Raw genomic sequence first — 26,516 nt, 5'->3', positions numbered from 1 at the left:
CGCGCCCGCCCCGGTACCGGGGCCCGTAGCGGCGTCCGCGCCGCACCGCACCCGAACCGAACCGAAGAAGGCACCGCCGTGACCGTGACACACCCGCTCCTGGACCTGGCCCCGCTGACCGCCGCGCACTTCGCGTCGATCGAGCGGCGGGTGGCCGCGCTGCTCTCCACGGAGCAGGACGTGGTGATCACCCAGGGCGAGGCGCTGCTGCCGCTCGAAGGGTGCATCCGGAGCGGGGCGCGGGCCGGTTCGACCGCGCTGAACGTCGTCACCGGCCCCTACGGGCAGACCTTCGGCAACTGGCTGCGGGACTGCGGCGCGACCGTGGTGGACCTGGAGGTGCCGTTCCACACGGCGGTGACGGCGGAGCAGGTGGAGCGGGCGCTCGCCGCGCACCCGGAGATCGACTTCGTGTCCCTGGTGCACGCGGAGGCCGCGACGGGCAACACCAACCCGGTCGCGGAGATCGGCGAGGTCGTACGGGCCCACGGCGCGCTGTTCTACCTGGACGCGGTGGCGTCGATCGGCGCGGAGCCGGTGTTGCCGGACGCCTGGGGCGTGGACATGTGCATCATCGGCGCCCAGAAGGCGATGGGCGGCCCGGCGGGCGTGTCCGCCGTGTCGGTGAGCGCGCGGGCCTGGGAGCGGTTCGCCGCCAACCCGGCCGCGCCGCGCCGCTCGTACCTCTCCCTCCTGGACTGGAAGGAGCGCTGGATCGACGGCGGCCGGAAGACGCTCCTGCACGCGCCGGCGCAGCTGGAGATGCTGGCCCTGGAGGCGTGCCTGGAGCGGATCGAGGCGGAGGGCCTGGACGCGCTGATGGCGCGGCACGCCTCGGCGGCGGCCGCGACCCGCGCGGGCGCGCTCGCGCTCGGCGGCGGCCTGGAGCCGTACGTGTACGAGGCGCGGGACGCCGCCCCGGTGGCGACGACGCTGCGCACCCCGGCGGGCGTGAACGCCGCCGAGCTGGTGGCGAAGGCGCTCGCGGCCGATCCGTCGCTGCCGCTGATCGCGGGCGGCGGCGCGCTGTCCGGGGAGATGATCCGGGTCAACCACTACGGGGTGGACGCGACGCCGGAGGCCGTGCGGTCCTCGCTCGCCGCCCTGGGCGCGGCGCTCGGCGGGACGGGCCGCGCGGTGGACCCGGAGGCCGCCCGCCGGGCGGTCGCGGACGCCTGGGCGTAGCCCGTGGGGGATCGCGTGCGGCTCTCCGGACCGGTCCGCGCACGATTCGCGCACGACAGCATGACAGCACGACAGGAGGGGGCGGGGTCCCGGTGCCGGGAGCCCGCCCCCTTCCGCGTGCCCGGACCGGGCTACAGCGCCGGGTAGTCCGTGTAACCCCGGTGGTCGCCGCCGAAGAAGGTGGCGGGGTCCGGGGTGTTGTAGGGGCCGCCGGCCTTCAGCCGGGCGGGCAGGTCGGGGTTGGCGAGGAAGAGCGCCCCGAAGGCGACGAGGTCGGCGGTGCCGTCCTCGACGAGCGCGAGGGCCTCGGGGCCGGTGGGTCCCTCGGTGGCCGGGTTGAGGACGAAGGCGCCGGAGAACGCCTTGCGCAGGGCGAGGGTCAGCTCGCGGAACCCGGGCACGGCCTCCGTGACGTGCAGGTACGCGATGCCGACCGGTTCGATCGCGGCGACGAGCGCCGGGTAGACGTCCTCGGTGTCGGTCTCGGCGATGTCGTTGTAGGTGTTGGCCGGGGAGACGCGCAGGCCGGTGCGCTCGGGGCCGATCTCGGCGGCGACGGCCTCGACGACCTCGGCGGCGAAGCGGACGCGGTTCCCGACCGGGCCGCCCCACTCGTCGGTGCGGCGGTTGGAGCCCGTGGCGAGGAACTGCTGGATCAGGTAGCCGTTGGCACCGTGGATCTCGACGCCGTCGAAGCCCGCCTCGACGGCGTTGCGGGCGGCGGCGGCGAAGCCGGCGACCGTCTCCCGTATCTCGGCGGCGGTGAGGGCGCGCGGGGTGACGAAATCGATGAGCCCGGAGCCGGCGAAGAGCTTTCCGGCCGGGGCGACGGCGGAGGGGGCGACGGGGTGGAGGCCGCCGCCGAGGACCTCGGGGTGGCTGATCCGGCCGGCGTGCATCAGCTGAGCGAAGATCCTCCCGCCCTTCTCGTGGACGGCGTCGGTGACCCGGCGCCAGGCGGCGATCTGCTCGGCGCTGTGCAGGCCGGGGGTGTCGGGGTAGCCCTGGCCGACGGCGGTGGGCTGGATGCCTTCGGTGACGATGAGGCCGGCGGAGGCGCGCTGGGCGTAGTACTCCGCGACGAGCGCGGTGGGGGTGCGGCTCGCGCCCTCGGCGCGGCTGCGGGTCATGGGGGCCATGGCGATGCGGTTGGCGAGCCGGGTGCCGGCGAGGTCGATCGGGTCGAAGGCGGTGGTCATGACGATCCCTTCGCGCGAGGTGAAGGCCGACCGGACGTCGTCCGGCACGGTCGGCCGGGCGTCGGACTCCGTGACGACCGCGCGGCTCCCGCACGGTCGTCACGGGGCCCTCACGGGTCCCGTGAGCCCATATGTGGTCGGCCAAGTATCTGGTCCGGACGTCACTGTATCCCATTGATTGGTCGGCCAAGGTAATGTGGGGCGACCACGTACCGAGGAGCCACCGTGTCCGGAACCGACCCCGTCTGTACCGCGCCCCCGGCCGTCGCCCTGCGCTGCGGGCCGGTCGGCCACGCCCTGGCCCGGGTCTCGCGGATGCACCGGATCGCCATGGGCCGGCGCCTGCGCGAACTCGGCCTCTACCCGGGCCAGGAGCTGATGATGATGCGCCTGTGGGACTGCGGTCCGGTGCGCCAGTCGGAGCTGATCCGGTCCCTGGGCCTGGACCCGTCGACGGTGACGAAGACGCTCCAGCGCCTCGAACAGTCCGGTCACGTCCGCCGGGGCCCGGACCCGGCGGACCGGCGCGCGGTCCTGGTCGAGGCGACGGAGAAGGGGCAGGCGCTGCGCGCGGGGGTCGAGGGCGCCTGGCGGGACCTGGAGTCGCTCTCGCTGGGCGGGCTCGCCCCGGCCGACCGGGCGGAGCTGGCCCGCCTGCTCGGCCTCGTCGCGGAGAACCTGCGCGAGGAGGCGGACGAGACGGACGGGGAGGGCGGAGCGGACGCCTGCCCGTCCACCCCGGCGGGCCGCTGAGACCCGGCCGGCACCGCGGCCCGGCCGCCCACCGGGGTTCGGCCGTCGCTGGACCCCGCCGCCGGGACCCGTCCGCCCCGGCGGGCTGCCGAACCGCCGGGGCCCCGGGGTCCCGGGGCTCAGCCCGCCAGGACGTCCAGGGCGCGGTCCACGTCCGCCGCCGTGTTGTACAGGTGGAAGGAGGCCCGCAGGTTGCCCGCGCGGACCGAGAGGAGGACGCCGGCCTCCCGCAGGGCGTCCGCGCGGTCCCCGAGGCCCGGGACGGCGACGACCACCGAGTCGTCCGCGACCGGCGCGTGGCCGAGAGCGGTCAGGCCGGAGCGGAAGCGGGCCGCGAGTCCCCTGGCGTGGGCCTCGATCCGCTCGACGCCGACCTCTTCGAGGAGGGCGAGCGAACGGGCGGCCCCGTGGTACGGGAGGAAGGCCATGGGCTCGTCGAAACGGCGTGCGGAGCGGGCGAGTTCGCGGAGCGGGCCGTAGCTGTTCACCCACAGCTCCTCGCCGCTGACCCAGTTGGCGTGGATCGGGAGGAGCGAGTCCTGCGCCTCCTCGGTGACGGTGAGGAAGGACGCCCCGCGCGGGCAGAGCAGGTACTTGTAGCCGCCGGCGACCGTGTAGTCCCACTCCCCCGCGCGCAGCGGCAGCCAGCCCGCCGCCTGGGTGGCGTCCAGGAGCGTCCGGGCGCCGTGGGCGGCGGCCGCCGCCCGTACCGCCGCGAGGTCGGCCGTCCGCCCGTCCGCCGACTGCACGGCGGAGAAGGCGACGAGCGCGGTCTCCGGGCGGACGGACTCGGCGAGCCGCTCCAGGGGCGCGAAGCGGACCTTGAGGTCGCCGCGGATCGTGAAGGGGGTGATGACGGACGAGAAGTCGCCCTCGGGGAAGAGGACCTCGGACCCGGCGGGCAGCGACTGGGCGATCATCCCGCAGTGCACCGCGACCGAGCTGCCGAGGGCGACGCGCTCGGGGGCGACCCCGACGAGCCGGGCGAAGGCCGCGCGGGCCTCGCCGACGATCTCGAAGCTCCCGGAGCCGTCGGGACGCCCGTCGGCGGTCTCCTCGGCGAGGAGGACGACCGCCTCGACGGTACGGCGGGGCAGCAGCCCGCAGGTGGAGGTGTTGAGGTAGGTCTTCTTGGGCGCGAACTCGGAGCCGCCGAGCGGCCGGTCGAGGGAGACGTCGAGGGAATCCATGCCCCCACCCTGGGTTCTCCGCGACCCCCCGTCAATCCTGCGAGACAGCGGCGATCCCCCAAGGAATTCTTATCTCCGCAGGCCGGAGCGGTTCACGGAGCCGTCCCGGGGTCAGGCGCGCGGAACCTCGCAGCCGTCCGGGCCGCAGGCGTCGGCCTCCGCGCCGCCGAGCGGCTGGAGGGCGCGGCCCTGCCACGCCTGTTCGAGGGCCTGGGTGAAGACCTCGGCGGGCTGGCCGCCGGAGACGCCGTAGCGGCGGTCGAGGACGAAGAACGGCACGCCGCTCGCGCCGAGTTCGGCGGCCTCGCGCTCGTCCTGCCGCACGTCGTCGGCGTAGGCGGACCCGTCGGCGAGGACGGACCGGACCTCGGTCTCGTCCAGCCCGGCCTCCACGCCGAGCGCCACCAGGGTCTCCGCGTCGAAGACGGAGCGCTCCTCGGCGAAGTTGGCGCGGTAGGCCAGGTCCAGGAGTTCGCCCTGCCGGCCGCGCGCCTTGGCGAGGTGGAGCAGCCGGTGGACGTCGAAGGTGTTGCCGTGGTCCCGGCCCTCGGTGCGGTAACCGAGCCCCTCGGAGCGTGCGCTGGACGCGACGTGCGCCTCCATGGCACGGGCCTCGTCCAGGGTGCGGCCGTACTTCTTCGCCAGCATCTCCAGGACGGGGGCGGTGTCGTCCTTGGGGCGGTGGGGGTCGAGCTCGAAGGAGCGGTGCACCACCTCGACGTCGTCACGGTGCGCGAAGGCCGCGAGGCCCTTCTCGAAACGTGCCTTTCCCACGTAACACCAGGGACAGGTGATGTCGCTCCAGATCTCGACGCGCATGGGGGTTCTCTCTCCGGGGGGTGCGGACGGGTCGTTCCGTCCCGGCAACGCCGCGGTCGGCCGGTTCATTCCGGAGCGGGTCGCTCCGGAATGAACCGGCCGACCGCGAGGCCCCCGCGGCGGGGACGGCTACGGCGCCAGCGCGAGGACGAGCCCGAGGTGGTCGCCGTCGCGCGGGCCGTCGGGGTCCGGGAGCCAGCCCCGGGCCGCGTAGAAGGCCCGGGCGCGCTCGTTCCTGTCGAAGACCTCCAGGCGCGCCCGGGACGCCCCGGCGGCGCGCCAGGCGGCGACGCAGGCGTCGTGGAGCTGGGTGCCGACGCCCCGGCGCCAGCGGGCGGGGGCCACGTGCAGCTGGGAGAGGACCGCGACGCCGTCGTCCACGCGGTGGGCCGCGACACCCGCGAGCTCGCCGTCGTGCTCGGCGCAGAGCACGGCACCGCGCCCGACGGCGGCCTCCCAGCCCGCCCGGGAGCGGGCCAGCTCGGCGGGGCCCGCGAACTCCTCGTCGGGGAGGTGGCCCCGGTAGTAGGTGGAGCGCGCCTCGGTGTGGAGGGCGACGACGGCGTCGAGGTCGGCTGCGGTCGCGAGTCTGATCACGAAGGTCCAGGACGCGGGAACGGGGAGGGCGGTTCCGGGAGTTCCGGCCCCGTCGCTCACCGCGCGGGACCGGCGAAAGGGCGTACACCGGGGGAAGACCCACCCCTCGCCACTCTTAACTTATAGCGCACCGGGGGGCTTGCGGCAAGGCCCCCTCCGTACCGCAGAATCACCGGTCTGCACCGGGAACGCCCAGGTCAGAAGTTGCGGAAACGGGAGATCCACCACGTGCCCACGTCTTCACCGGTCCACTCGCACCCCACCACCGCGCCCAGCGCGTTCGACCTTCCCGACCGGCTCTCCGCCAAGGCCGACCCGGCACTGATCGCCGCCGACGAGCGGCACTTCGCGGCCGTCGCGGAGAGCCTGGAGCAGTCCGTGCGCGAGCTGTCCGGGCGGCTCGACGCCCTGCGGAAGGCGCCGGGCGGCATCGGGCGCGAGGCGATGGAGCGGGACGCGGAGATCCACCGGCTGACCGCGCGCCTGCGCACCCTGCGCCGCTTCGGGCTGGACCTGTGCCTCGGCCGGATCGTCGGCGCGGACGGTTCGGAACCCGTGTACGTCGGGCGGCTCGGGCTCACCGACGCCGCCGGGCGCCGGCTGCTGATCGACTGGCGCTCCCCGGCGGCCGAGCCGTTCTTCGCGGCCACCCACGCCCGCCCGGCGGGTCTGGCCAGCCGTCGCCGGTACCGCTGGACCGGCGGCCGGATCACCGACTACTGGGACGAGGTGTTCACCGCCGAGGGGCTGGAGGGGCACGCCGCGCTCGACGACCAGTCGGCCTTCATCGCGAGCCTGGGCGCCCACCGGTCGCCCCGGATGCGGGACGTGCTCGGCACCATCCAGGCCGACCAGGACGCCGTCGTCCGGGCGGGGTCGCGCGGCACCCTGGTGGTCGACGGCGGCCCCGGCACCGGGAAGACCGTCGTCGCCCTGCACCGCTCCGCCTATCTGCTCCACTCCGACCCGCGGCTGGGCCGGCGCGGGGGCGGGGTGCTGTTCGTCGGCCCGCACCAGCCCTATCTGAACTACGTCTCCGACGTGCTCCCCGGTCTCGGCGAGGAGGGCGTACGGACCTGCACGCTGCGGGACCTCGTCGCGGAGGGGGCGGAAGCCGTGCCGGAGAGCGACCCGGAGGTGGCCGCCCTGAAGTCGTCGGCGGCCATGGTGGGGGCGATCGAGACGGCCGTGAGGTTCTACGAGACGCCTCCCTCCGAGGGGATGACGGTCACGACCCCCTGGTCCGAGGTCCGGCTGAGCGCCCGTGACTGGGCGCGGGCGTTCGAGGCGCCGGAGCCGGGGACCCCGCACAACGAGGCCCGCGAGCAGATCTGGGAGGAGCTGGCCGGGATCCTGCGGGACAGGCACGGCGACGACGCGGACGGCGTGCCGGAGGACGCGTTCCTGGCGGCCCTGCGCCGGGACCGGGAGCTGACGGCCGCCCTGCACGGCGCGTGGCCGCTGGTCGAGGCCGCCGACCTGGTCGGCGACCTGTGGACGGTCCCCGCCTACCTGCGGCTGTGCGCCCCCTGGCTCGGCCCGGACGAGGTGCGGCGGCTGAGGCGCGCGGACGCGCGGGCGTGGACGGTCTCCGACCTGCCGCTCCTGGACGCGGCCCGGCAGCGGCTCGGCGATCCGGAGGCGTCCCTGCGCGAGCGGAGGCGCGAGGCCGCCGTCGCCGCCGAACGCGCGCGCAGGGCCGAGGTCACCGCGAGCCTGCTGCAGGACGTCGTGATCGACGAGAGCGAGGGCGCGATGGGGATGCTGCGCGGGCGGGACCTCCAGGACAGCCTGATCGACGAGGGCGCGCTGCCCGCCGCCGAACCGGACCTGCTCGCCGGGCCGTTCGCGCACGTCGTCGTGGACGAGGCGCAGGAGCTGACCGACGCGGAGTGGCGGATGCTGCTGCGGCGGTGTCCGTCGCGGAGCTTCACGGTGGTCGGGGACCGGGCCCAGGCCCGGCACGGGTTCACCGAGTCGTGGCGGGAGCGCCTGGAGCGGGTGGGGCTCGACCGGATCGAGGTGGCCTCCCTGAGCGTCAACTACCGGACGCCGGAGGAGATCATGACGGAGGCGGAACCGGTCGTCCGGGCCGCGCTGCCGGACGCCAACGTGCCGGTGTCCGTCCGCCGTACCGGTGTCCCCGTCACGTACGGCACCGTCGCGGAGCGGGACGCGGTGCTCGGCGCCTGGCTCTCCGAGAACGCGGAGGGGGTCGCCTGCGTCATCGGCGACCCGTCGTTCCGCGCGACGTCCCGCGTCCGGTCGCTGACCCCGTCCCTGGCGAAGGGGCTGGAGTTCGACCTGGTCGTCCTCGTCGACCCGGAGGCGTTCGGGGACGGGATCGCGGGGGCGGTGGACCGGTACGTGGCGATGACGCGGGCGACCCGGCGGCTCGTGGTGCTGAGGAGCGCCTGACGTCCCCGTCCGGTCCCGGCCGGAGCCGGAAGGCGCGAAACCGGGACCGGGACCGGAGCCCCGGCCCCGGCCGGAGCCGCCGTCAACGCCTCGGCAGCCCCAGCGGGTTGCCGTCGCGGAGTTCCGGCGGGAGGAGGTGGCCGGGGGTCGACTGGTAGGTGACCGGGCGCAGCCAGCGCTCGATCGCGGTCGCGCCGACCGAGGTGGCGGTGGAGGTGGTGGCCGGGTAGGGGCCGCCGTGGTGCTGGGCGGCGGCGACGGCGACGCCGGTGGGCCAGCCGTTGACGAGGACGCGGCCGGCCAGCGGGACGAGCGCGGCGAGCAGCGGGGCGGCGTCGGGGTCGGGGTCCCCGTCCGTCCCGGTGGTGTGCAGGGTGGCCGTGAGGTTGCCCGGCAGCAGGCCCAGGACGGCGGCGGCCTCCTCCCGGTCCGTGTAGCGGGCGACGACGGTGACCGGGCCGAAGCACTCCTCCAGGAGGAGGCGGTGGCCGTCCCCGGTGAGCCGCGCGGCGTCGACGGTGAGGACGCCGGCGCCGACGGCGTGCCCGTCGCGGGCGCCGGGGACGACGGGGGCGGCGACCCCGGCGAGCGCGGCGCGTTCCGCGACCCCGGCCACGTAGGCGTCCCGTATCCGGTGGTCGAGCATCACGGCCGGTCCGGTCGCGGCGACGCCCTCGGCGAGGGCGTCGAGGAAGCGGTCGCCCACCTCGCCCCGGGGGGCCAGGACGAGGCCGGGCTTGGTGCAGAACTGGCCCGCGCCCAGGGTGGTGGACCCGGCGAGTCCGGCGCCGATCTCCTTGGCCCGCTCCTCGGCGGCGGCGGGGGTGATCACGACCGGGTTGAGGGAGCCGAGTTCCCCGTGGAAGGGGATGGGCACGGGCCGGGCGGCGGCCGCGTCGAAGAGCGCCCGTCCGCCGCGTACCGATCCGGTGAAGCCCGCCGCCGCGACGAGCGGGTGGCGGATCAGCGCGACGCCCGCGTCGAAGCCGTGGACGAGGACCACGACGTCCTCGGGGAGGCCGGCCCCGGCGGCGGCCCGGCGCAGCAGGGAGGCGCAGAGCGCGGAGGTGGCGGGGTGGCCGGGGTGGGCCTTGACCACCACGGGGCAGCCGGCCGCGAGGGCGCTCGCGGTGTCGCCGCCGGGGACGGAGAAGGCGAGCGGGAAGTTGCCGGCGGCGTAGACGGCGACGACGCCGAGCGGGACCTTCCAGCGGCGCAGGTCGGGCCGGGGCGGGACCGCCCCGGGGTCGGGGAGGTCGATCCGGACGTCGAGGAAGGACCCTTCGTCCACGACGTCGGCGAACGACCGCAACTGGGCGGTGGTGCGCGCGAGTTCGCCGCTGAGGCGGGTGGTCCCGAGGGCCGTCTCGGCGTCGGCGGTCTCGATCACCCGGTCCCGCGCCTCCTCCAGGAGGCCGGCCGCGGCGCGGAGGAAGGCGGCCCGTACGGCGCGGTCGGCGAGGGCCTCGCGGCTGCCGTGCGCGGCCCGGACGGCCCGGTCGACCTCCTCCGCCGTGGCCTCCGCCGCCACCCGCTCGCGCGGCTTCCCCGTCCGGGGGTCCACACTCCACACTGGTTCCGCCACCGCCACACCCCTGTTCGCTATTCTGAACGCCGTTCCCGTGGATGAACGCGTCTCCGGGACTCTAGGGACGGTCCGCCCGTCTCCACAAGGGCGTCGTCCGGCCGGTGCGACCGCCGGACGGCGGACGGGGGCCGGGACCGGGCGAGAGAAGAAGGGCGGAAGGTCATGGCGACTGCCGACGCGGGCGGGGCGCAGGTGAAGTCCGCGGTGCGGACCGTGGAGCTGCTGGAGTACTTCGCCGGGCGTCCCGGCATGCACGCGCTGGCCACCGTCCAGGAGGCCGTCGGGTACCCCAAGTCCAGTCTGTACATGCTGCTGCGCACCCTGGTCGAGCTGGGCTGGGTGGAGACGGACGCGACCGGCACCCGGTACGGCATCGGGGTGCGGGCGCTGCTCGTCGGCACCTCGTACATCGACGGCGACGAGGTGGTGGCCGCCTCCCGGCCCGTCCTGGACCGGCTCGCGGACGAGACCACCGAGACCATCCACCTGGCACGGCTCGACGGCACCAGCGTGGTCTACCTGGCGACCCGCCCGTCCCAGCACTACCTGCGGCCGTTCACCCGGGTCGGACGGCGGCTGCCCGCGCACTCGACGTCCCTCGGCAAGGCCCTGCTCGCCACCCACACGGACGAGGAGGTGCGCAAGCTGCTCCCGGAAACCCTTCCGGCGCTGACCGAACACACGGTCACCGACCGCGAGGAGCTGATCGAGGAGCTGGGCGCCGTCCGCGAGCGGGGCTTCGCGGTGGACCGCGAGGAGAACACGCTGGGGCTGCGCTGCTTCGGGGTCGCGATCCCCTACCGGACCCCGGCGCGGGACGCGATCAGCTGCTCGGTGCCGGTGGCGCGGCTCACCCCGGCCCACGAGCGCTCGATCGGGGACGCGCTCCTGGACGCGCGGGACCGGCTGGCCCTGGCGACCCGGCGCCTCTGACCGCCGGGCCGGGGCCCGCCGCGGTGCCGCCCCGGGCCCCGGGGCGGCCGGCCCGGAAGGCCGCCGGAAGCCGGTTCCGGGGCCGGGGCCGGAGCCGGAGCCGGGGCCGAGGGGACCTCAGCGCTCGGCCAGGGCCGCCCGCCAGACCGGGCTGTCGACGTAGTGGTTGTCGTACCGCTCCGAGGACGCCTTGATCTCCTCGGGGCTCGCCTCGCCCCGCATGACCCGGCCGAGAAGACGCAGGTAGTCGAAGCGGGCCATGCCGGGCGTGAAGACGAAGAGCACGTCGGCCGCGGCGCCGGGCGCCGCGGCGAAGGCGTGCGGGGTGTGCGGCGGGACCAGGAGGAAGTCCCCCTCCTCCAGGACGGTCAGCTCCTCGCCGACGAGGACCTGGAGGGAGCCGCCGAGCACGAAGAACATCTCCGAGGCCCGGGTGTGGAAATGCGCCGGGGCACCGACCGCCCCCTTCGCGAACGAGGAGCGGTAGCTGGTGAGCCCGCCGCCGGTGGCGTCGGAGTCGGCGAACAGCGTCATCACGCTGCTCGGGTCGGCGGTGGTCTCCGCGTCGGCGGCGCGGGTCAGGATCGGGGCGAAGGGCGCGGTCTCGTTCATGATCGCCACCCTAGGGCGGCAACGGGCCCCGGGACAGGGGAAATCAGGACCGGCGGCCACGGACCGGTACCCCGGCCGCCCGGCTCCCGGGAAGGGAGCGGAGCGCGTACGGGAGGAGCGCGTACGGGGCGGAGGGCCGTCTCCCCCGCGCGGCGGAGGCGGAGGCACGCGCAGGAGGGAACGGAGGGGCGCGCGGAGCCCGGAGCGCCGCGCCGGGAGACGAAGTGGCGGGTACGGAGGGGCCGTTGGTCCGGTGCCCGATTGGCCGAGGCCCCCCTTCTCACGGTATGCAGGGGCACGCTCGCATCCGAGCGCGTTTTCGAACCGAGCCCCGATCCCGCGGAGGACCACCGTGCGCCTGCCCCGTTCCCTGTCCGGCTGGACCATGGCGGTCTTCGGCGTGCTGGCCGCCGCGCTCGGCGCGGTGGGCCTGGTCGCCCCGGACGTCCTGCTCACGGTCATGGGCTTCGAACCGGTGCCCGACGGCGGGCGGGCGGACGGCGACCACACCCCGGTCTTCCTGACGGCCTCCTCGATGGCGGCGCTCAACATGGGCGTCTACTACGTCCTGGCCGCGCTCGCGGACTGGAAGCCCTTCTTCCGCTGGACGGTCCCCTTCCGCCTCCTCACCTGCGCGGTCTTCACCCTCGCCGTCGTCACCGGCCGCGCCCCGTCGGGCTTCCTGGGCGTGGGGCTGTGGGAGGGACTGGGCGCGGTCGTGACGGGGGCCGCGCTGCGGTACGAGGGGCGGAAGGGGGCGGCCTGACCGGCGGCGGGGACCGCGCCGCCGCGCCCCGTCGTCCGCCCCGCGCCCCACCGCTCGCGGTGCGGGGCGGCCCGGGGGCGGGGAGCATGGAGGAAAGCACGGGCGCGGCGGGAGGAGGGCAGGGTGACGGCCGGTTCCTTCCCTGGGACGGCGGGGCGGGTCGGAGTGCCCCTGGACGGCGAGGGGCTGCTCGACGTGCTCGGAGTGGCCGCCGTCGTCGTGGACGCGCGCGGCCGGATCGTGCTGTGGAGCCCGCAGGCGGAGTCCCTGTTCGGTTTCGGCGCCGACGAGGCCCTGGGCCGGTACGTGGCCCGGCTGATCGTGGACGAGGAGCACCGGGAGGAGGCGGTGCGCCTCTTCGCCGAGGTGCTGGCCGGCGGCGCGTCCTGGTCCGGCACCTTTCCCGTGCGGCACAAGGACGGCACCGTCCGGCCGGTGGAGTTCCGCAACATGCGGCTCACCGACGACCTGGGCGGCCTGTACGCCCTGGGGATCGCCGCCGACCGCTCCGCCGTCGAGCGGGCCGAGGCCGAGCTGGCCCTCTCCGACCGGCTGGTCTCCCAGTCCCCCACGGGTCTCGCCGTCCTCGACACCGAGCTGCGCTTCGTCCTGGTGAACCCGGCCCTGGAGCGGATCAACGGCATCGCCGCCGCGCTGCACTCCGGACGGCGCTTCTCCGACGTGCTGCCGGGGCTCGACGCGCCGGCCCTGGAGGAGGCGATGCGCACGGTCCTGGCGTCGGGCACTCCGCTGTTCGACCTCTCCCTCACGGGCCGGACCCCGGCCGACCCGGACCGCGACCACGTCTGGTCGGTCTCCCTCTACCGCCTGGAAGGCGGCGAGCGCCGGATCCTGGGCGTGGCGGCGTCGGTGACCGACGTGACCGAGCGGCACCGGGCGGACGCGGAGGCGGACCGGGCGCGCCGGCGGCTCGCGCTCGTCGCGGAGGCGTCGGCCCGGGTCGGCACCACCCTGGAGGTGGAGCGGACGGCCGACGAGCTGGCGTCGGTGGTCGTGCCGGAGCTGGCGGACGTCGCCGCCGTCGACGTCCTCGACTCCGTCCTGGCGCTGCGCAGGCCCGGCGCGCCGGAGCGGGGGCCCGAGCTGTTCCGCGCGCTCGCGGTGAAGGCGGCGGGCCCGACGGAGGCGCTGCCGGCCGCCGACCCGCCCGGGGAGGTCGCGATGTACGGGGCGGACCGGCTGGTCACCCGGTGCGTGCACACCGGCCTGCCGGTCCTGGTGGGGCGGGCCGGCCCGGACGACCTGGACCGGATCGCACGGAGCCCGGAGGCGGCGGAGATGCTGGCCGCGGCCGGGGTCCACTCGTACCTGGCGGTGCCGCTGATCGCGCGCGGCGAGGTCCTCGGCGCGCTGGACCTCAAGCGGGACCGCAACCCGCTGCCGTTCGACGGGGACGACGTGCTCCTGGCGACGGAGCTGGCGGCGCGGGCGGCGGTGAGCATCGACAACGCCCGGTGGTACCAGAGCGTGCGGAACTCGGCGGTGACGCTCCAGCGCAGCCTGCTGCCGGGCGTGCCGCCGGAGCGGGCGGGCCTGGAGGTGGCGGCCCGTTACCAGCCGGCGCAGGCGTCGAGCGAGGTCGGCGGCGACTGGTACGACGTGATCCCGCTGCCCGACGACAAGACGGCGCTCGTCGTGGGGGACGTGATGGGCAGCGGGATCGACGCGGCGGCCACGATGGGCCGGCTGCGGACGGCCACCTGCGCGTTCGCGGACCTCGACCTGTCCCCCGCGCAGGTCCTGCGGCACCTGGACCGCATCACCGCGGGCCTGGAGCACTACATCGCGACCTGTCTCTTCGCCGTGCACGACCCGGTGCGGGGCCGGTGCCGGATCGCGAACGCGGGCCACCTGCCGCCCGTGCGGGTCCCGGCGGACGGTCCCGCCGAGTTGGTGCGGCTCTCGACGGGGGTGCCGCTGGGGGTGGGCGGCGGCAGCTTCCGCACGGCCCGGGTGCCGTTCCGGCCCGGGGACCGGCTGGTGCTCTTCACGGACGGCCTGATCGAGACCCGGGACGAGGCGATCGACGACCGGCTCGCGCTGCTCGTGGGCCTGCTCGACGAGGCGCGCGGCCCCCTGGAGGAGACCTGCGACCAGTTGCTGCGGGCGCTGCGGCGGCCGGGCGCGCCGGACGACGTGGCGCTCCTGGTCGCCCGGAGCACGGGATGACCGCGCGGGGGCGGCGGGACGGTTCCGGCACCGGTCCCCGCCGGGAGCGGGGGAAGACGCGCGGCACGGGGCTGCGGAGCGTCGCCGGGCAGGTGTTCGCCCTGGAGGCGCTGATCGCGCTCCTGGTGATCGTGATGGCGGCCGCCGTGATGTTCCAGCAGGAGCGGCGGGACGCCGAACAGAACGCCCGGGCGCGCTCGCTCGCGGTCGCGGAGGCGTTCGCGCACGCCCCGGGCACCGCAGCCGCCCTCACGTCGTCCGATCCGACGGCGGAGCTGCAGGGCCGGGCGGAGGCGACCCGGCGGGCGGCGGGCGTGGACTTCGTCTCGGTCCTGAGCCCCGGCGGGGTGCGGTACACCGACGCGCGGCCGGAGCTGATCGGCCGCAAGGCGTCCGGCGACCTCTCGCGGGCGGTGCGCGGCGCGTCGTACACGGAGCTGTTCGAGGGCGCGCCGAACGACGCGGCGCGGGCCGTGGTCCCCGTGGTGGACGGCCGGGGCCGTGTCGTCGGCCTGGTGACCAGCGGCATCGAGGTGGGGAACATCGCGCACTCCGCGGGGGACCGGCTGCCGCTGCTCGCGGGCGCGGCGGGCGGCGCCCTCGTGGTGGCCGTGGGCGGGGCCGCGCTGGTGAGCCGGCGGCTGCGGCGGCAGACGCACGGGCTCGGGCCGGCCGAGATGACCCGGATGAAGGAGCACCACGAGGCGGTGCTGCACGCCGTGCGGGAAGGGGTCCTGATCGTGGACGCCGACCACCGGCTGCTGCTCGCCAACGACGAGGCGCGCCGGCTCCTCGGGCTCGGCCCGGAGGCCGAGCGGCGGCACGTGTCGGAGCTGGGTCTCGCGCCGCGCACGGTCGAACTCCTGGAGTCGGGGCGGACGGCGACCGACGAGGTGCACCGGGCGGGCGACCGGCTCCTCGCGGTGAGCGTGCGGCCCACCCTCCCCGGGGCGGGCGGGGCCGGCTGTGTGATGACGATGCGGGACACCACCGAGCTGGCCGCGCTGTCCGGCCGGGCGGCGGTGGCCCGGGGCCGGCTCCAGCTGCTGTACGAGGCGGGGGTCCGGATCGGGACGACGCTGGAGGTCGTACGGACGGCGGAGGAGCTGGCGGAGGTGGCGGTGCCCCGGTTCGCGGACTTCGCCACGGTGGAGCTCCTGGAGCCGGTGCTGCGCGGGGAGGAGCCCCCCGAGGCGGCGGAGGCGGTGGCCGCGACTGCCGGGATGCGGCGGACGGCGCTGAGCGGGGTGCGGTCGGACCAGCCGCTCCAGCCGGTCGGGGACACCATCCTCTTCGACGCGCCCGGCACCCCGATGACGACGGCCCTGGACACCGGGCACGCGGTGGTGCAGCCGGAGCTGGCGGCGGCGGAGCGCTGGCGGGCGCAGGACCCGGAGGGGGCCGCGCGGGCCCTGGCGTACGGGATGCACTCGCTGCTCACGGTGCCGCTGCTGGCCCGGGGGGTGGTCCTGGGGATGGCGAACTTCTGGCGGGCGGACACGGCGGAGCCGTTCGGGGAGGAGGACCTGTCGTTCGCGGAGGAGCTGGCGGCGCGGGCGGCGGTCGCGATCGACAACGCGCGCCGGTTCACCCGGGAGCACGCGATGGCGGTGTCGCTCCAGCGGAGCCTGCTGCCCCGGGCGCTGCCGGAGCAGAGCGCGGTGGAGGTCGCGTACCGCTACCTCCCGGCGGAGGCCGGGGTGGGCGGCGACTGGTTCGACGTGATCCCGCTGCCGGGCGCGCGGGTGGCGCTGGTGGTGGGCGACGTGGTGGGGCACGGGCTGCACGCGGCGGCCACCATGGGGCGGCTGCGCACGGCGGTGCACAACTTCTCGACCCTGGACGTGCCGCCGGACGAACTGCTGGCCCGCCTGGACGAGTTGACGGGGCAGATCGACGCCCGGGAGGAGGGGGAGGGGACGGACGGTGAGGGGCGGCGGCGCGAGGAGGGGATCACCGGCGCGACCTGTCTGTACGCGATCTACGACCCGGCGTCGGGGCTGTGCACGATGGCGAGCGCGGGCCACCCCGGGCCCGCCCTCGTGGCCCCGGACGGGCGGGTGGAGTTCCCCGGGCTGTCGCCGGGGCTGCCGCTCGGGCTCGGTCTGGGCGAGACGCCGTTCGCCACGACGGAGCTGCCGCTGCCGGAGGGGAGCAGGCTGGTGCTCTTCACCGACGGGCTCCTGGAGGACGGCGGGCGGGACTTCGACACGGGGCACGGGCTGCTCCGGTCCGCGCTCGCCCACCGGGACCGGAGCCCGGAACAGACCTGCGCGGACGTCCTGACGGCGCTCCTCTCGTCGTCGCCGCGCGACGACATCGCGCTCCTGGTGGCGCGGACCCGCCGGCTCGACCGGGAGCGGATCGCGGAGTGGGAGGTGGCGCGGGACCCGTCGGCGGTGTCCCCGGTGCGGAACGCGGCGGCGGCGAAGCTGGTGGAGTGGGGGCTGGAGGAGGCGGCGTTCACGGCGGAGCTGGTCCTCAGCGAACTGCTCACGAACGCGGTGCGGTACGGCGCCGACCCGGTGCGCGTACGGCTGCTCCACGACCGGGCGCTGATCTGCGAGGTCTCGGACGGCAGCAGCACCTCGCCGCATCTGCGGCACGCGACGGCGACGGACGAGGGCGGGCGGGGCCTGTACCTGGTCGCGCGGTACGCGGAGCGCTGGGGCACGCGGTACGGCCGGCGCGGCAAGACGATCTGGGCCGAACTGCGGGTGAGCACGGACGACGCCGGTCCGGCGGCGGTGATGCCGGACCTGGACGCGCTGGAGGACCTGGCCTGGTGAGGGCCTTCCGGCGGCGCGTCCGGGCGGCGGCCGGGCGGCCGCGCCGCCGAGCCGCCGCGCGCCCCGGCGCGTCCCTCCGGACCTCCCCGGGGCCCTGCCCGTCCGGCCGGTCACGGCGCCGGTGGCGCACCGTCCGGACCGGTGCCCCGCAGCGCCCTGCGGACCGCCGCCAGGTCCTCGTCCGAGGCCAGACCGGCGTGGTAGAGCCGCAGTTCGGTCGCGCCCGCCGCGCGCGCCCGGTCCGCGTCGCGGGCCAGGCGCCCGGGGTCGCCGCCCAGGCCGGTGACGACGGGGAGGTTGGCGGCGAGGACGGTGCCGGGGCGGGCGTGGGCCGCGAAGGCGGCCACCTTCGGCGGGCGGGCGACGACGCCGTCCGCGTGGCCCAGGACGTGGGCGGGGTCCGTGCCGGTGTCGGCGCCGCAGCGGTACGGGTCGGGGTCGGCGTGCAGCAGGACGCGGAAGCCGGGCGGGGCGGCGGCCCGCACGGCGGCCACGGCGGCCTCCTGGAAGGCGCGGGCGGTCCCGGCGCGCCAGGCCAGGGCGGGGGCCTCCAGGCGGCCGAGCCCGCCCGCCGGGCCGGTCCCGGCCCAGACGGGCTCCAGGGCGGCGCGCACCGCGGCGGCCAGTTCGCCGGGGTCGGCCCCCCGGGCCCCGTACCCCTCCCGGCAGACGGGGCAGAAGCAGAGGGACATCAGGAGTTCCGCGCGCTCCCCCGGGAGCGCGCCGCCGGTCTTGTCGTGGGCGTGCAGGTGGGCGAGGCCGTACCAGCCGCAGGACTCCAGTTCGGTGCCGGCGGCGCCGGGGCGCACGGCGGCCTCGGCGGCCAGGCCGACGAGGAGGTCGCGGACGTCGGAACGGGCGACGCAGGGGGCCCAGGGGTAGCGGTCCCCGTAGGCGTTGACGACGGAGGTCTCCGGGTGTTCGGCGCCGAGGCGGGAGTTGTGCGCGAGGACGACCCAGCTGTGCACCTCCAGACCGGCGGCGGCCAGGGCCCCGGCGGCGCGTCCGTAGGCGTCGCCGGGGGCCCACTCCCCCGCCGGGTACGGGCGGAGCGCGCGGCCCGCCCAGCGGTCCGGGTCCGGCGGGTAGAGCACGGCGGCGTGCCCGGCGGTGACGATCCGGTGGGCCGGGTGCCGGGGGGTCGGGGCCCGTACGGAGTGGTAGGCGGCGGCGAGCGTCACCCGGGCGAGCCCCAGGTCCGCGAGGAGGCCGGGCGCGGCGGGGTCGCCGTCGACGTCCCAGGGATAGACGAAGGCGCCCGCCCGCAGGCCCGTGCTCACGCCCCGGCCTCCTTCAGGAGGGCGCGGGCCCGGTCGACCAGCCGGAGCAGTTCCCCGACGTGCGCGGGGTCGGGCTCGCTCAGCGGCGGTCGCACCTCGCCCACGTCCTGGCCTCCCGCGCGGACCGCCGCCTTGACGAGCGAGACGGCGTATCCCCGTCCCAGGGAACGGAGTTCGACGAGCGGCCGGAAGAAGACGTCGACGAGCAGGTCCGTGGTGGCGTCGTCGCCGGCGGCGAGGGCGCGGTGGTGGGCGAGGGCGATGTCGGGGGCGAAGCAGAAGGCGGCGGAGGAGTAGAGGGTGACGCCGATGCCCCGGTAGGCGGCGGCGGTGAGTTCGGCGGTCGGCAGGCCGTTGAAGTAGAGCAGGTCGAGACCTTCGGCGCGGACGGCGCTGACGATCCGCTGCATCAGGCCGAGGTCGCCGAGCCCGTCCTTGAGGCCGATGATCCCGTCGGTGCGGGCGAGGGCGACGGCGGTGTCGGGGGTGAGGACCGCGTTGTCGCGCTGGTAGACGATGACGTCGAGCGCGGTGGCGGCGGCCAGTTCGGTGTAGTGGCGGAGCAGTCCGGCCTGGTCGGCGACGACGAGGTACGGGGGCAGGGCGAGGAGGCCGTCCGCGCCGGCCTCCTCCGCGAGGCGGGCGTGGTGGATCGCGAGGGCGGTGCCGTAGCCGGTGCCGGCGACGACGGGGACGCGGCCGGCGGCCTCCTCCACGGCGGCGGCGACGCAGTCCCGGAACTCCTCGGGGGCGAGGGCGTGGAACTCGCCGGTGCCGCAGCAGGCGAACACGGCCCCGGCGCCCGCGTCGATCCCGGCGCGGACGTGCGCGCGGAAGGCGGCGAGGTCGGGGGAGCCGTCCGGCGCGAAGGCGGTGACGGGGAAGAACAGCAGGCCGTCGAGGCGGGTGGCGAGCGGGGCGGTGGTCACGGGCGCTCCCAGCGAAGTCCGTCGTGCACGGTCATGAGCGGTGTGCATGTTCATGAATCTCGTCCACATCCTTGAACGAGACTGCCCCGCACGCTAGGCCAGCGCCGAGGCGCCGGTCAAGGCGTCCGACACGGCGTCACACCCCTTCTTGACGCTCCTCCGACGGCTCCTTAGCGTGTCCACGGTTGTGAATGCAGGACAGATGAACGAACCGACCGGATCCGGCCGCCCGGACGGACCCGCCCGCACCGCACCGCACGGGCAGGCCGGCCCGGACCGCCGTCCCGCCGGACCCGCACGCCCCGCACGTCCCGCACGTCCCGATGGAGGAGCCGTTCCATGACCGCACCCCGCACCGTCCTGCTCACCGGCGCCGCCGGGGGCATCGGCACCCTGATGCGGGAGCTGCTGCCCCCGTACGGCCACGAACTCCGCCTCCTGGACGCCGTCCCCGTCCCCGGGGCGCCGGACGCGATCGTCGCGGACCTCGCGGACCGGGCGGCGCTGCGCGAGGCGGTGCGGGGGGTCGACGCGGTCGTGCACCTCGCGGGCATCTCCCTGGAGTCCGACTTCGACAGGATCGTGGCCGCCAACGTCACCGGGCTCCACCACCTCTACGAGGCCGTCCGCGAGGAGGGCGTCCGGCGCGTGGTCTTCGCCTCCAGCAACCACGCGGTCGGCTTCACCCCGCTTCCGCGCGAGGGAGAACCGCTCCTCCCCGCCGACGTCCCGCACCGGCCCGACACCTTCTACGGACTCTCCAAGTGCTTCGGCGAGGACCTGGCCCAGCTCTACTGGGACCGGCACGGCGTCGAGACCGTCTCCCTGCGCATCGGCTCCTGCTACCCCGCGCCCACCACGGTGCGGATGCTCTCGCTGTGGCTCAGCCCCGGCGACTGCGCCCGGCTCCTGCACGCCTCGCTCACCGCCGGGTCCGTCGGCCACACCGTGGCGTACGGCTCCTCCGCCAACACCCGTCTGCGATGGGACCTCTCCACGGCCCGGGCGCTCGGCTACGCGCCGCAGGACGACGCGGAGGTCTTCGCGGCGGAACTCCTCGCGGAGCAGGGCCCCTTGCCCGAGGACAGTCCCGACGCCCTCTACCTGGGCGGCCGCTTCTGCGGGGACCCGCCGCCCCCGTCCCGCTGACGGCGGGGATACGCAGGACCCGGCCGGACTGATACGGGGGAGCCGGCCGGGGCCCGGGTCACGGTGCGCGCCTGCGGACCGGACCCGCCCACCGTAGGGCCCGGCCGGTGACCGCCGCGAGCCGCGGAACGCGGCGCCTGTCCGGAACGCGCGGCGGACCGGGCGGACCCGGTCGCAGGGTCCCGATCGGCGACCCCGCCCTCAGGGCCCCGGCCGGCGGGCCGTCCGGGGAGCCCCGGTCAGCGGCCCGCCCTCAGGGTCCGGGACGGCGGCTCGCCGAACCTCTCCCGGTAGCGCGCCGCGAACCTGCCCTGGTGGCCGAAGCCCCAGCGCCAGGCCACCTCGCTCACGCTCACCTCCTCCGGGACGGCGGCCCGCAGCTCCTCGCGGACCCGGTCGAGCCGGACCTCCCGCACGTACGCCATCGGGGACGTCCCCACGTACTCCCGGAAGGACTCCTGGAGGCGGCGCACGCTCACCCGGGCCAGGGCGGCGAGCTCGGTGGTCGTGAAGGGGTGCTCCGGGCGCTCCCGCACCGCGTCCATCACCCGCTTGACCGGCGCCGGGCGCCGGGCCTCCCCGGGGTGGGCCAGCGCGTCGCGCCAGGGGTGCTCGGCGGCCAGGAGCAGCCCGTTGAGCAGCGCCTCCTGGAGGGGCGCGGCCACCAGTTCGTGGTGGGCGAGCCCCTCCCCGGCGAGCGCCTCGCACGCGACCCGCCGGGCGAAGCGCACCCAGCTCAGGCCGGGCCCCCGCGTGATGTCCAGCCGGGGCCCGAGGGCGAACGGACCGCGCGGCGGCCGGCCCAGCAGCTGTTCGAGGCGGTCGCGGAGCGCGGCCGCCCCGATCTTCACCGCCAGGGTCCGGCAGTCGCCGCTCCAGCGGTCCAGGACGGTGTCCCCGGCCGGGTCGAGCAGCAGCGCCTCGGCGGCCGTGGCGACGAGCGGCGGCCCGCCGCCCTGGCGCACCTCCATCGTGCCGCTCAGGGGGGCGTTCAGGTGATAGGCGCCCAGCTCCCCGAAGCTCATCCGGACGTCGGCCCCGCAACTGAGGTCACCGATGACCAGCGGCCCGAGGGCGACGGTGTCGAACCGCGCCGCGAAGGGGCGCGACCCCCGTTCGACGAGGTCCATGCGGTTCTCGTAGTACCGCACGCCGAGCTCCTCGCGCGCCGCGTCCACGTCCTCCGTCCGGAACGAACTCCCGCCCGCCGGTCCCACCCGTCCCGCCGGCCCCGTCGTCGCCACCGCGTCCACCGCACCCCCGGCCCCCACCGCACCCATGATCGAAAGGATAGGCACATGCCGGGGTGGGGCCGGGCGGCGCCCGGCCGGTCACGGCCCGCCGGACCGGCCCGTACCGCTTCGGCGGCGGACGGGGGCCGGAGAGCGCCCCCGTCACCGGTGTGGCCGAACCCGGCGAAGGTAAGGGAACGGCAAAGGGGCCCTGATCGTTACCCCTGGCATGACCGCTATGACCCCCGGCTCGAACATCCCTCTCACCGCCGCGCGCGTGGCGGTGGACGTCGCCGCCCCGGTGCGGCTCGACGTCTCGGGCCTGCTGCTCGGCGCCAACGGCAAGGTCCGCTCGGACGACGACTTCATCTTCTACAACCAGCCCGCCGGCCCCGGTGTCACCTACCGCTCCGGCGGCGGGACCGCGCCCGACGCGATCCTGGTCGACACCGGCGCGCTGCCGGCCGGTGTCGAGAGGATCGTCGTCACGGCGAGCCCGGACGCCGCGGGCCAGACCTTCCAGGGCATCGAACCCACGGCGACGATCCGCGACGCGGACGGCGGCGTGCTCGCCACCTTCACCCCGCCCCGGCTGTCCACGGAGACGGCCCTCGTGGTCGTCGAGATCTACCTGCGCAACGGCGCGTGGAAGGCCCGCGCCGTGGGCCAGGGCTACGCGAACGGGCTCGCCGGCATCGCGACCGACTTCGGCGTCTCGGTGGACGAGGAGCCGGCGGTCGCCGCGCCCGCCGCCCCGGCTCCCGTCGCGCCGCCCGTCCCGCCCGCGCCGCCGGCCGCCCCGGTGGACCCCCGGCTCGCGCCCCCGGCCCCGTCCGCGCCGCCCGTCGCCCCCGCGCCCGCGCCCACCGGCAAGATCAACCTCGACAAGGGCCGGGTCAGTCTCCAGAAGAACCAGACGGTGTCCCTGGTCAAGGGCGGCCGTCCGCTGCTCTCCCAGGTCAAAATGGGCCTCGGTTGGGAGCCCGCCTACCGGGGCAAGGACATCGACCTGGACGCCTCCGTCATCGCGTACGGCCCGCAGCGCAACCACCTGGACAGCTGCTACTTCGGCAAGCTGGCCATCCTGAACGGCTCGGTCAAGCACTCCGGCGACAACCTCACCGGCGAGGGCGCGGGCGACGACGAGGTGATCACCGTCGACCTGGGCCGGCTGCCGGCCGAGGTCACCGGTCTCGTCTTCACGGTGAACTCCTTCTCCGGCCAGAAGTTCACCGAGGTCGCCAAGGCGTACTGCCGGCTGCTCGACGCGGCGACCGGCGAGGAGCTGGTCCGCTTCGACCTGACCACCGCCGAACCCCAGACCGGCGTGATGATGGCGAAGCTGATCAGGCAGTTCTCCGGCGAGTGGGAGATGACGGCGATGGGCGAGTTCGTGAAGTCGCGGACCGTCCGGGGCATGGTGAAGCCGGCCGCCCAGGCACTCTGACGGCCGGCCCGCGGACCGCGGCGCGTCCACGGCCCGGCACGTCGGGTGCCGGGCCGTGGCGCCGGGTTCAGCGGCGGGGCTGGCGGCGCCAGGGGCCGGTGATCGCGACCATGATGCCGGGGGTCTGGATGTTGGCGAACAGCGTGTCGCCGTCCGGCGAGAAGACGACGCCGGTGAACTCGCTGTCGTTGAGGTCGTTGCGGGCGATCGGGTACGTACGGCCGGAGTCGGTGGCGCCGAAGAGGTGCTGGACCCCCTCGCCGTCCTCCGCGATGACGAGCCCGCCGTACGGGGAGACGGTGATGTTGTCGGGGCCGTCGAAGGCGCCGTCCTCGTCGGGGTTCGCGTTCACGCCGAACAGCACCTTGAGGGTGAGGGTGCGGCGCTTCGGGTCGTAGAACCAGACCTGGCCGTCGTGCGCGGCGCCGGGGCTCTCGGCGCGCGCGAAGGAGGAGACGACGTAGGCGCCGCCGTCGGCCCACCACATGCCCTCCAGCTTGCGGCCGCGGGTGACCTGCCCGGCGGCGAACTGCTTGCGGACGGGGGTGGTGCGGGCGTCGCGGTCGGGGACGTCGACCCAGTCCACGCCGTAGACGGTGCCGATCCGGGTGGCGCGGGAGAGGTCGTCGACGAAGCGGCCGGAGGAGTCGACGCACTTGGCGGCCTGGAGCACACCGGCGTCGTCGGCGAGGGTGCGGAGCTTCCCGCGCCCGTGCTCGAAGCCCTTCGGCGGCACCCAGCGGAAGAGGAGCCCGTTGGGGTTGGAGGCGTCCTCGGTGAGGTAGGCGTGGCCGTGCCGGGGGTCGATGACGACGGCCTCGTGGTCGTACCGGCCGAACGCCTTGACCGGCTTCGGGGCGCGGTTGGCCCGGCGGTCGCGCGGATCGACCTCGAAGACGTACCCGTGGTCCCTGGTCATGCCGTTGACGCCGGCGAGGTCGGAGTTCTCCTCGCCGGTCAGCCAGGTGCCCCACTCGGTGCGGCCGCCCGCGCAGTTGGTGGAGGTGCCGGCGAGGCCGACCCACTCGGCCACGGTGCCGTCGCGGTGCACCTCCACGACCGTGCAGCCACCGGCCGCGGCCGGGTCGTAGACGAGGCCCTCGGTGAGCGGGACCGGGTGCTCCCACTTGGCGCGGGGACCCTTCAGCTCGTGGTTGTTGACCAGGTACGTGGTGCCGCGCGGACCGGCGAAGGCGGCGGTGCCGTCGTGGTTGGAGGGCGTGAACTCGCCCGACTCCAGGCGGGTCACCCCGCTGTGGGTGACGACGCGGTACGAGAAGCCGGCCGGCAGCGCGAGCACCCCCTTCGGGTCCGCGACCAGCGGCCCGTACCCGAGGGCGTGCCCGTGACCGCGATCGTGGTCGCGACCGTGTCCATGGCCGGTTCCGTACGCCTCCGGCTCGTCGGACGCGAGCGCCTCGGGGGCGGTGGCGAGAGCCCCGACGACACCGGTGAGGGCGAGCCCCGCACCGGTGGCGGCGGACTGCTTGGCGAACTCTCTGCGGTTGAGCGGCATGGTGATGGGTTCTCCCTGTGGTGGCCGGATCTCGCTGGTCACCCTCGCGGGTCCGCGCGAACGGCGTCTGAACACCACGGGAACACCGGCGGGCATCCGTCCCCCGGCCACCCGGCACCCGTCCCGCCGGGAACGGCCGACAGCGGCCCGGAGCGGCCCGGAGCGGCCCGGAGCGGCGGGAAACGCCCGGAAACGGGCGAGGGGCGCGGAAAACCGCCGGAAGCCCCGGAGCCGCCGGGGGAAGCCCCGGGTCCGTCAGGAACCGGCCCGCGAGCGGGCCTTGAAGGCGGCCTTGCGGGCCTCCTTCGCCGTGGCCTTGTCCCGGTGCAGACGGCCCATCGCCTCCAGGACCTCCGCCGTCGCCGGGTGCTCCACCCGCCAGGCGGCCTCGAAGAAGCCGCCGTGCCGCCCGGTGAGGCCCTCGATCAGCTCCTGGAGCTCCTCCAGGTCGCCCTCCGCTTCGAGCTGGGCCGCGATGGTGTCGATCGCCAGCCAGAAGATCATCGACTCCGGCGGCGCGGGCACGTCGGCCGCGCCCCGCTCCGCGAGCCAGACCCGCGCCAGGCCGCCGAGTTCCGCGTCGTCCAGGACCTCCCGCACCGCGGGCTCCGCCTCCGGGCCCACCAGGGAGAGCGTCTGCTGGCAGTGGAGGCGGCGGAGCGGGGAGCCCGCGTCGGAGCCCCGGGCCGCGTGCAGCAGCTCCCGGGCCGCGCCGACCGCGTCCCGGCCGGCCAGCCAGGCGGCGGTCTCCTCCCGCGCCGCGGCCTCGGGGTAGCCGGCGATCCCGTCGAGGAGCGCGTCGGCGCCCTTGTCCGCCAGGTCGCCGACGGCGGGCGCGTCGACGCCGGCCTCCAGCATCCGGGCCCGGATGCCGTACAGGCCGAGCGGGGTGAGCCGGACCATGCCGTACCGGGTGACGTCCTCGTCGTCCACGGGCGGCGCGGACTCCTCGCCCTCCTCGGCCATCAGGGCCTCGTCCAGGGGCTGGTACTCCACGAGCCCGATCGGCTCCAGGAGCCGGAACTGCTCGTCCAGCCGCATCATCGCGTCCGAGACCTGCTCCAGCACGTCGTCGGTGGGCTCGCCCATGTCGTCGGGGACGACCATCGAGGCGGCGAGGGCGGGCAGCGGCACCGGTCCCTCGCCGGCCCCGCCCTCGCTGACCGTCAGCAGGTAGAGGTTGCCGAGCACGCCCTCCAGGAACTCGGCCTCGGCCTCGGGGTCCCAGTCGAGGGCGTCGATGTCGATCTCGCCGTCCTCCCCGACGAGGTCGTCGAAGTCGTCCAGGACGGGGGCGACGGCCTCCACGAACACCGCCTCGAAGCCGTCCAGCCAGAGCGCGAGGACGTCCCGGGGCGAACCGCCGGTGAGGAGCGCCAGGTTCTCGCCGGGCGCGGCCGTTCCGGGGGCGTCCTCGCCCTCGCCGTCCTCGATCTCCACGAGGCCGGTGTCGACCGCGAGCCGCCAGGCGTCGCCCGCGCGGAACGCGCCCTCCTCGTCCGCGTCGAGGCCCAGGGCCCCGACCGCCGCCGGGAGCTGCTCGTCGAGCAGGTCGCCGCCCGCGTCCACCCGGGTGCCGGGCCCCGCCCAGCGGGCGAGCCTCGCCGCGTCGGCGAGGAGGGGGGCGGCCAGGGCGTCCCGCGCCAGCTCCGCGTCCGCACGCAGCCGAACGGGGGGAAGGGTGGGGTGCTCCGCTGACATCTGGTGGGTCTCCTCGGCGCGTACGGGGCGAGCGGGTCAAAGGGCTCGGGGAGGTGAAGACCTCGCGGAGCCGTCCCAGCGTAGACGCATCCGGGAGGCCGTCCGCCGGTTCACGGACCCGTCGGTCCCCGTACACCCGTCGGCCCTTGACAAGGGGGGTGCTCTGCCAAGAGATTGACGCGCGTAGATGCACCTGCCGTTCCTCCCAGCACCCCCGGAGTCC

At 75.9% G+C, this 26,516-nt stretch carries 20 protein-coding genes; 9 read left to right on the top strand and 11 right to left on the bottom strand.

Translation table 11 applies throughout. From position 1 onward, the window contains the following. Positions 1–84: 84 nt before the first annotated feature. Positions 85–1,185 carry a pyridoxal-phosphate-dependent aminotransferase family protein gene (locus tag ACFYZY_RS10415; RefSeq protein WP_388691970.1) on the top strand — a complete coding sequence of 367 codons (1,101 nt, stop codon included), beginning with the start codon at positions 85–87 and terminating at the stop codon, positions 1,183–1,185. A gap of 131 nt (positions 1,186–1,316) precedes the next feature. Here the strand turns inward: ACFYZY_RS10415 and ACFYZY_RS10410 are convergent, their stop codons facing one another. Further along, positions 1,317–2,384 (bottom strand): alkene reductase, encoded by a 1,068-nt coding sequence (locus ACFYZY_RS10410; protein ID WP_388691839.1) that lies wholly within the window; start codon positions 2,382–2,384, stop codon positions 1,317–1,319. A 225-nt stretch (positions 2,385–2,609) separates the two neighbouring features. Here ACFYZY_RS10410 and ACFYZY_RS10405 point away from each other — a divergent pair, with 225 nt between their 5' ends. Next, positions 2,610–3,137 (top strand): MarR family winged helix-turn-helix transcriptional regulator, encoded by a 528-nt coding sequence (locus ACFYZY_RS10405; RefSeq protein ID WP_388691836.1) that lies wholly within the window; start codon positions 2,610–2,612, stop codon positions 3,135–3,137. Between the two features lie 119 nt (positions 3,138–3,256). On the opposite strand, the gene ACFYZY_RS10400 is transcribed toward ACFYZY_RS10405, so the two are convergent. The 3 genes from ACFYZY_RS10400 to ACFYZY_RS10390 all read right to left on the bottom strand — a co-directional run bounded on the left by ACFYZY_RS10400 (position 3,257) and on the right by ACFYZY_RS10390 (position 5,743). After that, positions 3,257–4,327 carry an aminotransferase class V-fold PLP-dependent enzyme gene (locus ACFYZY_RS10400; RefSeq protein WP_388691834.1) on the bottom strand — a complete coding sequence of 357 codons (1,071 nt, stop codon included), beginning with the start codon at positions 4,325–4,327 and terminating at the stop codon, positions 3,257–3,259. A gap of 111 nt (positions 4,328–4,438) precedes the next feature. Next, positions 4,439–5,146 carry a DsbA family oxidoreductase gene (locus tag ACFYZY_RS10395; RefSeq protein ID WP_388691831.1) on the bottom strand — a complete coding sequence of 236 codons (708 nt, stop codon included), beginning with the start codon at positions 5,144–5,146 and terminating at the stop codon, positions 4,439–4,441. 129 nt (positions 5,147–5,275) lie between these two features. After that, complete coding sequence (locus ACFYZY_RS10390) at positions 5,276–5,743, bottom strand: GNAT family N-acetyltransferase (protein ID WP_388691828.1); 468 nt, start codon at positions 5,741–5,743, stop codon at positions 5,276–5,278. Between the two features lie 228 nt (positions 5,744–5,971). Between ACFYZY_RS10390 and helR the strand changes: the two genes are divergently transcribed. After that, positions 5,972–8,161, top strand: coding sequence for an RNA polymerase recycling motor ATPase HelR (gene helR / locus ACFYZY_RS10385; RefSeq protein WP_388691825.1), 2,190 nt, complete (start codon positions 5,972–5,974; stop codon positions 8,159–8,161). Positions 8,162–8,243: 82 nt separating this feature from the next. Here the strand turns inward: helR and ACFYZY_RS10380 are convergent, their stop codons facing one another. After that, positions 8,244–9,725, bottom strand: a complete 1,482-nt coding sequence (locus ACFYZY_RS10380) for an aldehyde dehydrogenase (NADP(+)) (RefSeq protein WP_388691822.1) — start codon at positions 9,723–9,725, stop codon at positions 8,244–8,246. Between the two features lie 186 nt (positions 9,726–9,911). Here ACFYZY_RS10380 and ACFYZY_RS10375 point away from each other — a divergent pair, with 186 nt between their 5' ends. After that, complete coding sequence (locus ACFYZY_RS10375) at positions 9,912–10,682, top strand: IclR family transcriptional regulator (protein ID WP_388691820.1); 771 nt, start codon at positions 9,912–9,914, stop codon at positions 10,680–10,682. A gap of 117 nt (positions 10,683–10,799) precedes the next feature. On the opposite strand, the gene ACFYZY_RS10370 is transcribed toward ACFYZY_RS10375, so the two are convergent. After that, entirely contained in the window at positions 10,800–11,294 is a 495-nt protein-coding gene (locus tag ACFYZY_RS10370; RefSeq protein ID WP_388691817.1) for a cupin domain-containing protein, read from the bottom strand. Between the two features lie 385 nt (positions 11,295–11,679). On the opposite strand from ACFYZY_RS10370, the gene ACFYZY_RS10365 reads away from it, so the two are divergent. The 3 genes from ACFYZY_RS10365 (at position 11,680) to ACFYZY_RS10355 (ending at position 17,039) form a co-directional block, all read left to right on the top strand. After that, entirely contained in the window at positions 11,680–12,060 is a 381-nt protein-coding gene (locus ACFYZY_RS10365; RefSeq protein WP_388691967.1) for a hypothetical protein, read from the top strand. A 123-nt stretch (positions 12,061–12,183) separates the two neighbouring features. Next, positions 12,184–14,250: a SpoIIE family protein phosphatase gene (locus ACFYZY_RS10360; protein ID WP_388691815.1), complete on the top strand. Its 2,067-nt coding sequence runs from the start codon at positions 12,184–12,186 to the stop codon at positions 14,248–14,250. Further along, entirely contained in the window at positions 14,247–17,039 is a 2,793-nt protein-coding gene (locus tag ACFYZY_RS10355) for a SpoIIE family protein phosphatase (protein WP_388691812.1), read from the top strand. The genes ACFYZY_RS10360 and ACFYZY_RS10355 overlap by 4 nt, the downstream gene beginning before the upstream one ends. Before the next feature lie 110 nt (positions 17,040–17,149). On the opposite strand, the gene ACFYZY_RS10350 is transcribed toward ACFYZY_RS10355, so the two are convergent. Further along, positions 17,150–18,307: a hypothetical protein gene (locus tag ACFYZY_RS10350; protein WP_388691964.1), complete on the bottom strand. Its 1,158-nt coding sequence runs from the start codon at positions 18,305–18,307 to the stop codon at positions 17,150–17,152. Between the two features lie 8 nt (positions 18,308–18,315). Beyond that, entirely contained in the window at positions 18,316–19,248 is a 933-nt protein-coding gene (locus ACFYZY_RS10345) for a 5-dehydro-4-deoxyglucarate dehydratase (RefSeq protein ID WP_388691810.1), read from the bottom strand. 339 nt (positions 19,249–19,587) lie between these two features. On the opposite strand from ACFYZY_RS10345, the gene ACFYZY_RS10340 reads away from it, so the two are divergent. After that, positions 19,588–20,397, top strand: a complete 810-nt coding sequence (locus ACFYZY_RS10340; RefSeq protein ID WP_388691807.1) for an NAD-dependent epimerase/dehydratase family protein — start codon at positions 19,588–19,590, stop codon at positions 20,395–20,397. 239 nt (positions 20,398–20,636) lie between these two features. On the opposite strand, the gene ACFYZY_RS10335 is transcribed toward ACFYZY_RS10340, so the two are convergent. Continuing rightward, positions 20,637–21,677, bottom strand: a complete 1,041-nt coding sequence (locus ACFYZY_RS10335) for an AraC family transcriptional regulator (protein WP_388691804.1) — start codon at positions 21,675–21,677, stop codon at positions 20,637–20,639. A 181-nt stretch (positions 21,678–21,858) separates the two neighbouring features. Here ACFYZY_RS10335 and ACFYZY_RS10330 point away from each other — a divergent pair, with 181 nt between their 5' ends. Continuing rightward, complete coding sequence (locus tag ACFYZY_RS10330) at positions 21,859–23,076, top strand: TerD family protein (protein ID WP_388691802.1); 1,218 nt, start codon at positions 21,859–21,861, stop codon at positions 23,074–23,076. Between the two features lie 67 nt (positions 23,077–23,143). Here the strand turns inward: ACFYZY_RS10330 and ACFYZY_RS10325 are convergent, their stop codons facing one another. Both ACFYZY_RS10325 and ACFYZY_RS10320 read right to left on the bottom strand, forming a co-directional pair. Beyond that, complete coding sequence (locus tag ACFYZY_RS10325) at positions 23,144–24,592, bottom strand: alkaline phosphatase PhoX (protein WP_388691799.1); 1,449 nt, start codon at positions 24,590–24,592, stop codon at positions 23,144–23,146. 255 nt (positions 24,593–24,847) lie between these two features. Beyond that, complete coding sequence (locus ACFYZY_RS10320) at positions 24,848–26,293, bottom strand: hypothetical protein (protein WP_388691797.1); 1,446 nt, start codon at positions 26,291–26,293, stop codon at positions 24,848–24,850. Positions 26,294–26,516: the final 223 nt, after the last annotated feature.

It is taken from the genome of Streptomyces sp. NPDC001744 (assembly GCF_042892575.1).
Classification (GTDB): Bacteria; Actinomycetota; Actinomycetes; order Streptomycetales; family Streptomycetaceae; genus Streptomyces.
This window is presented reverse-complemented; position numbering and strand designations above follow the sequence as displayed.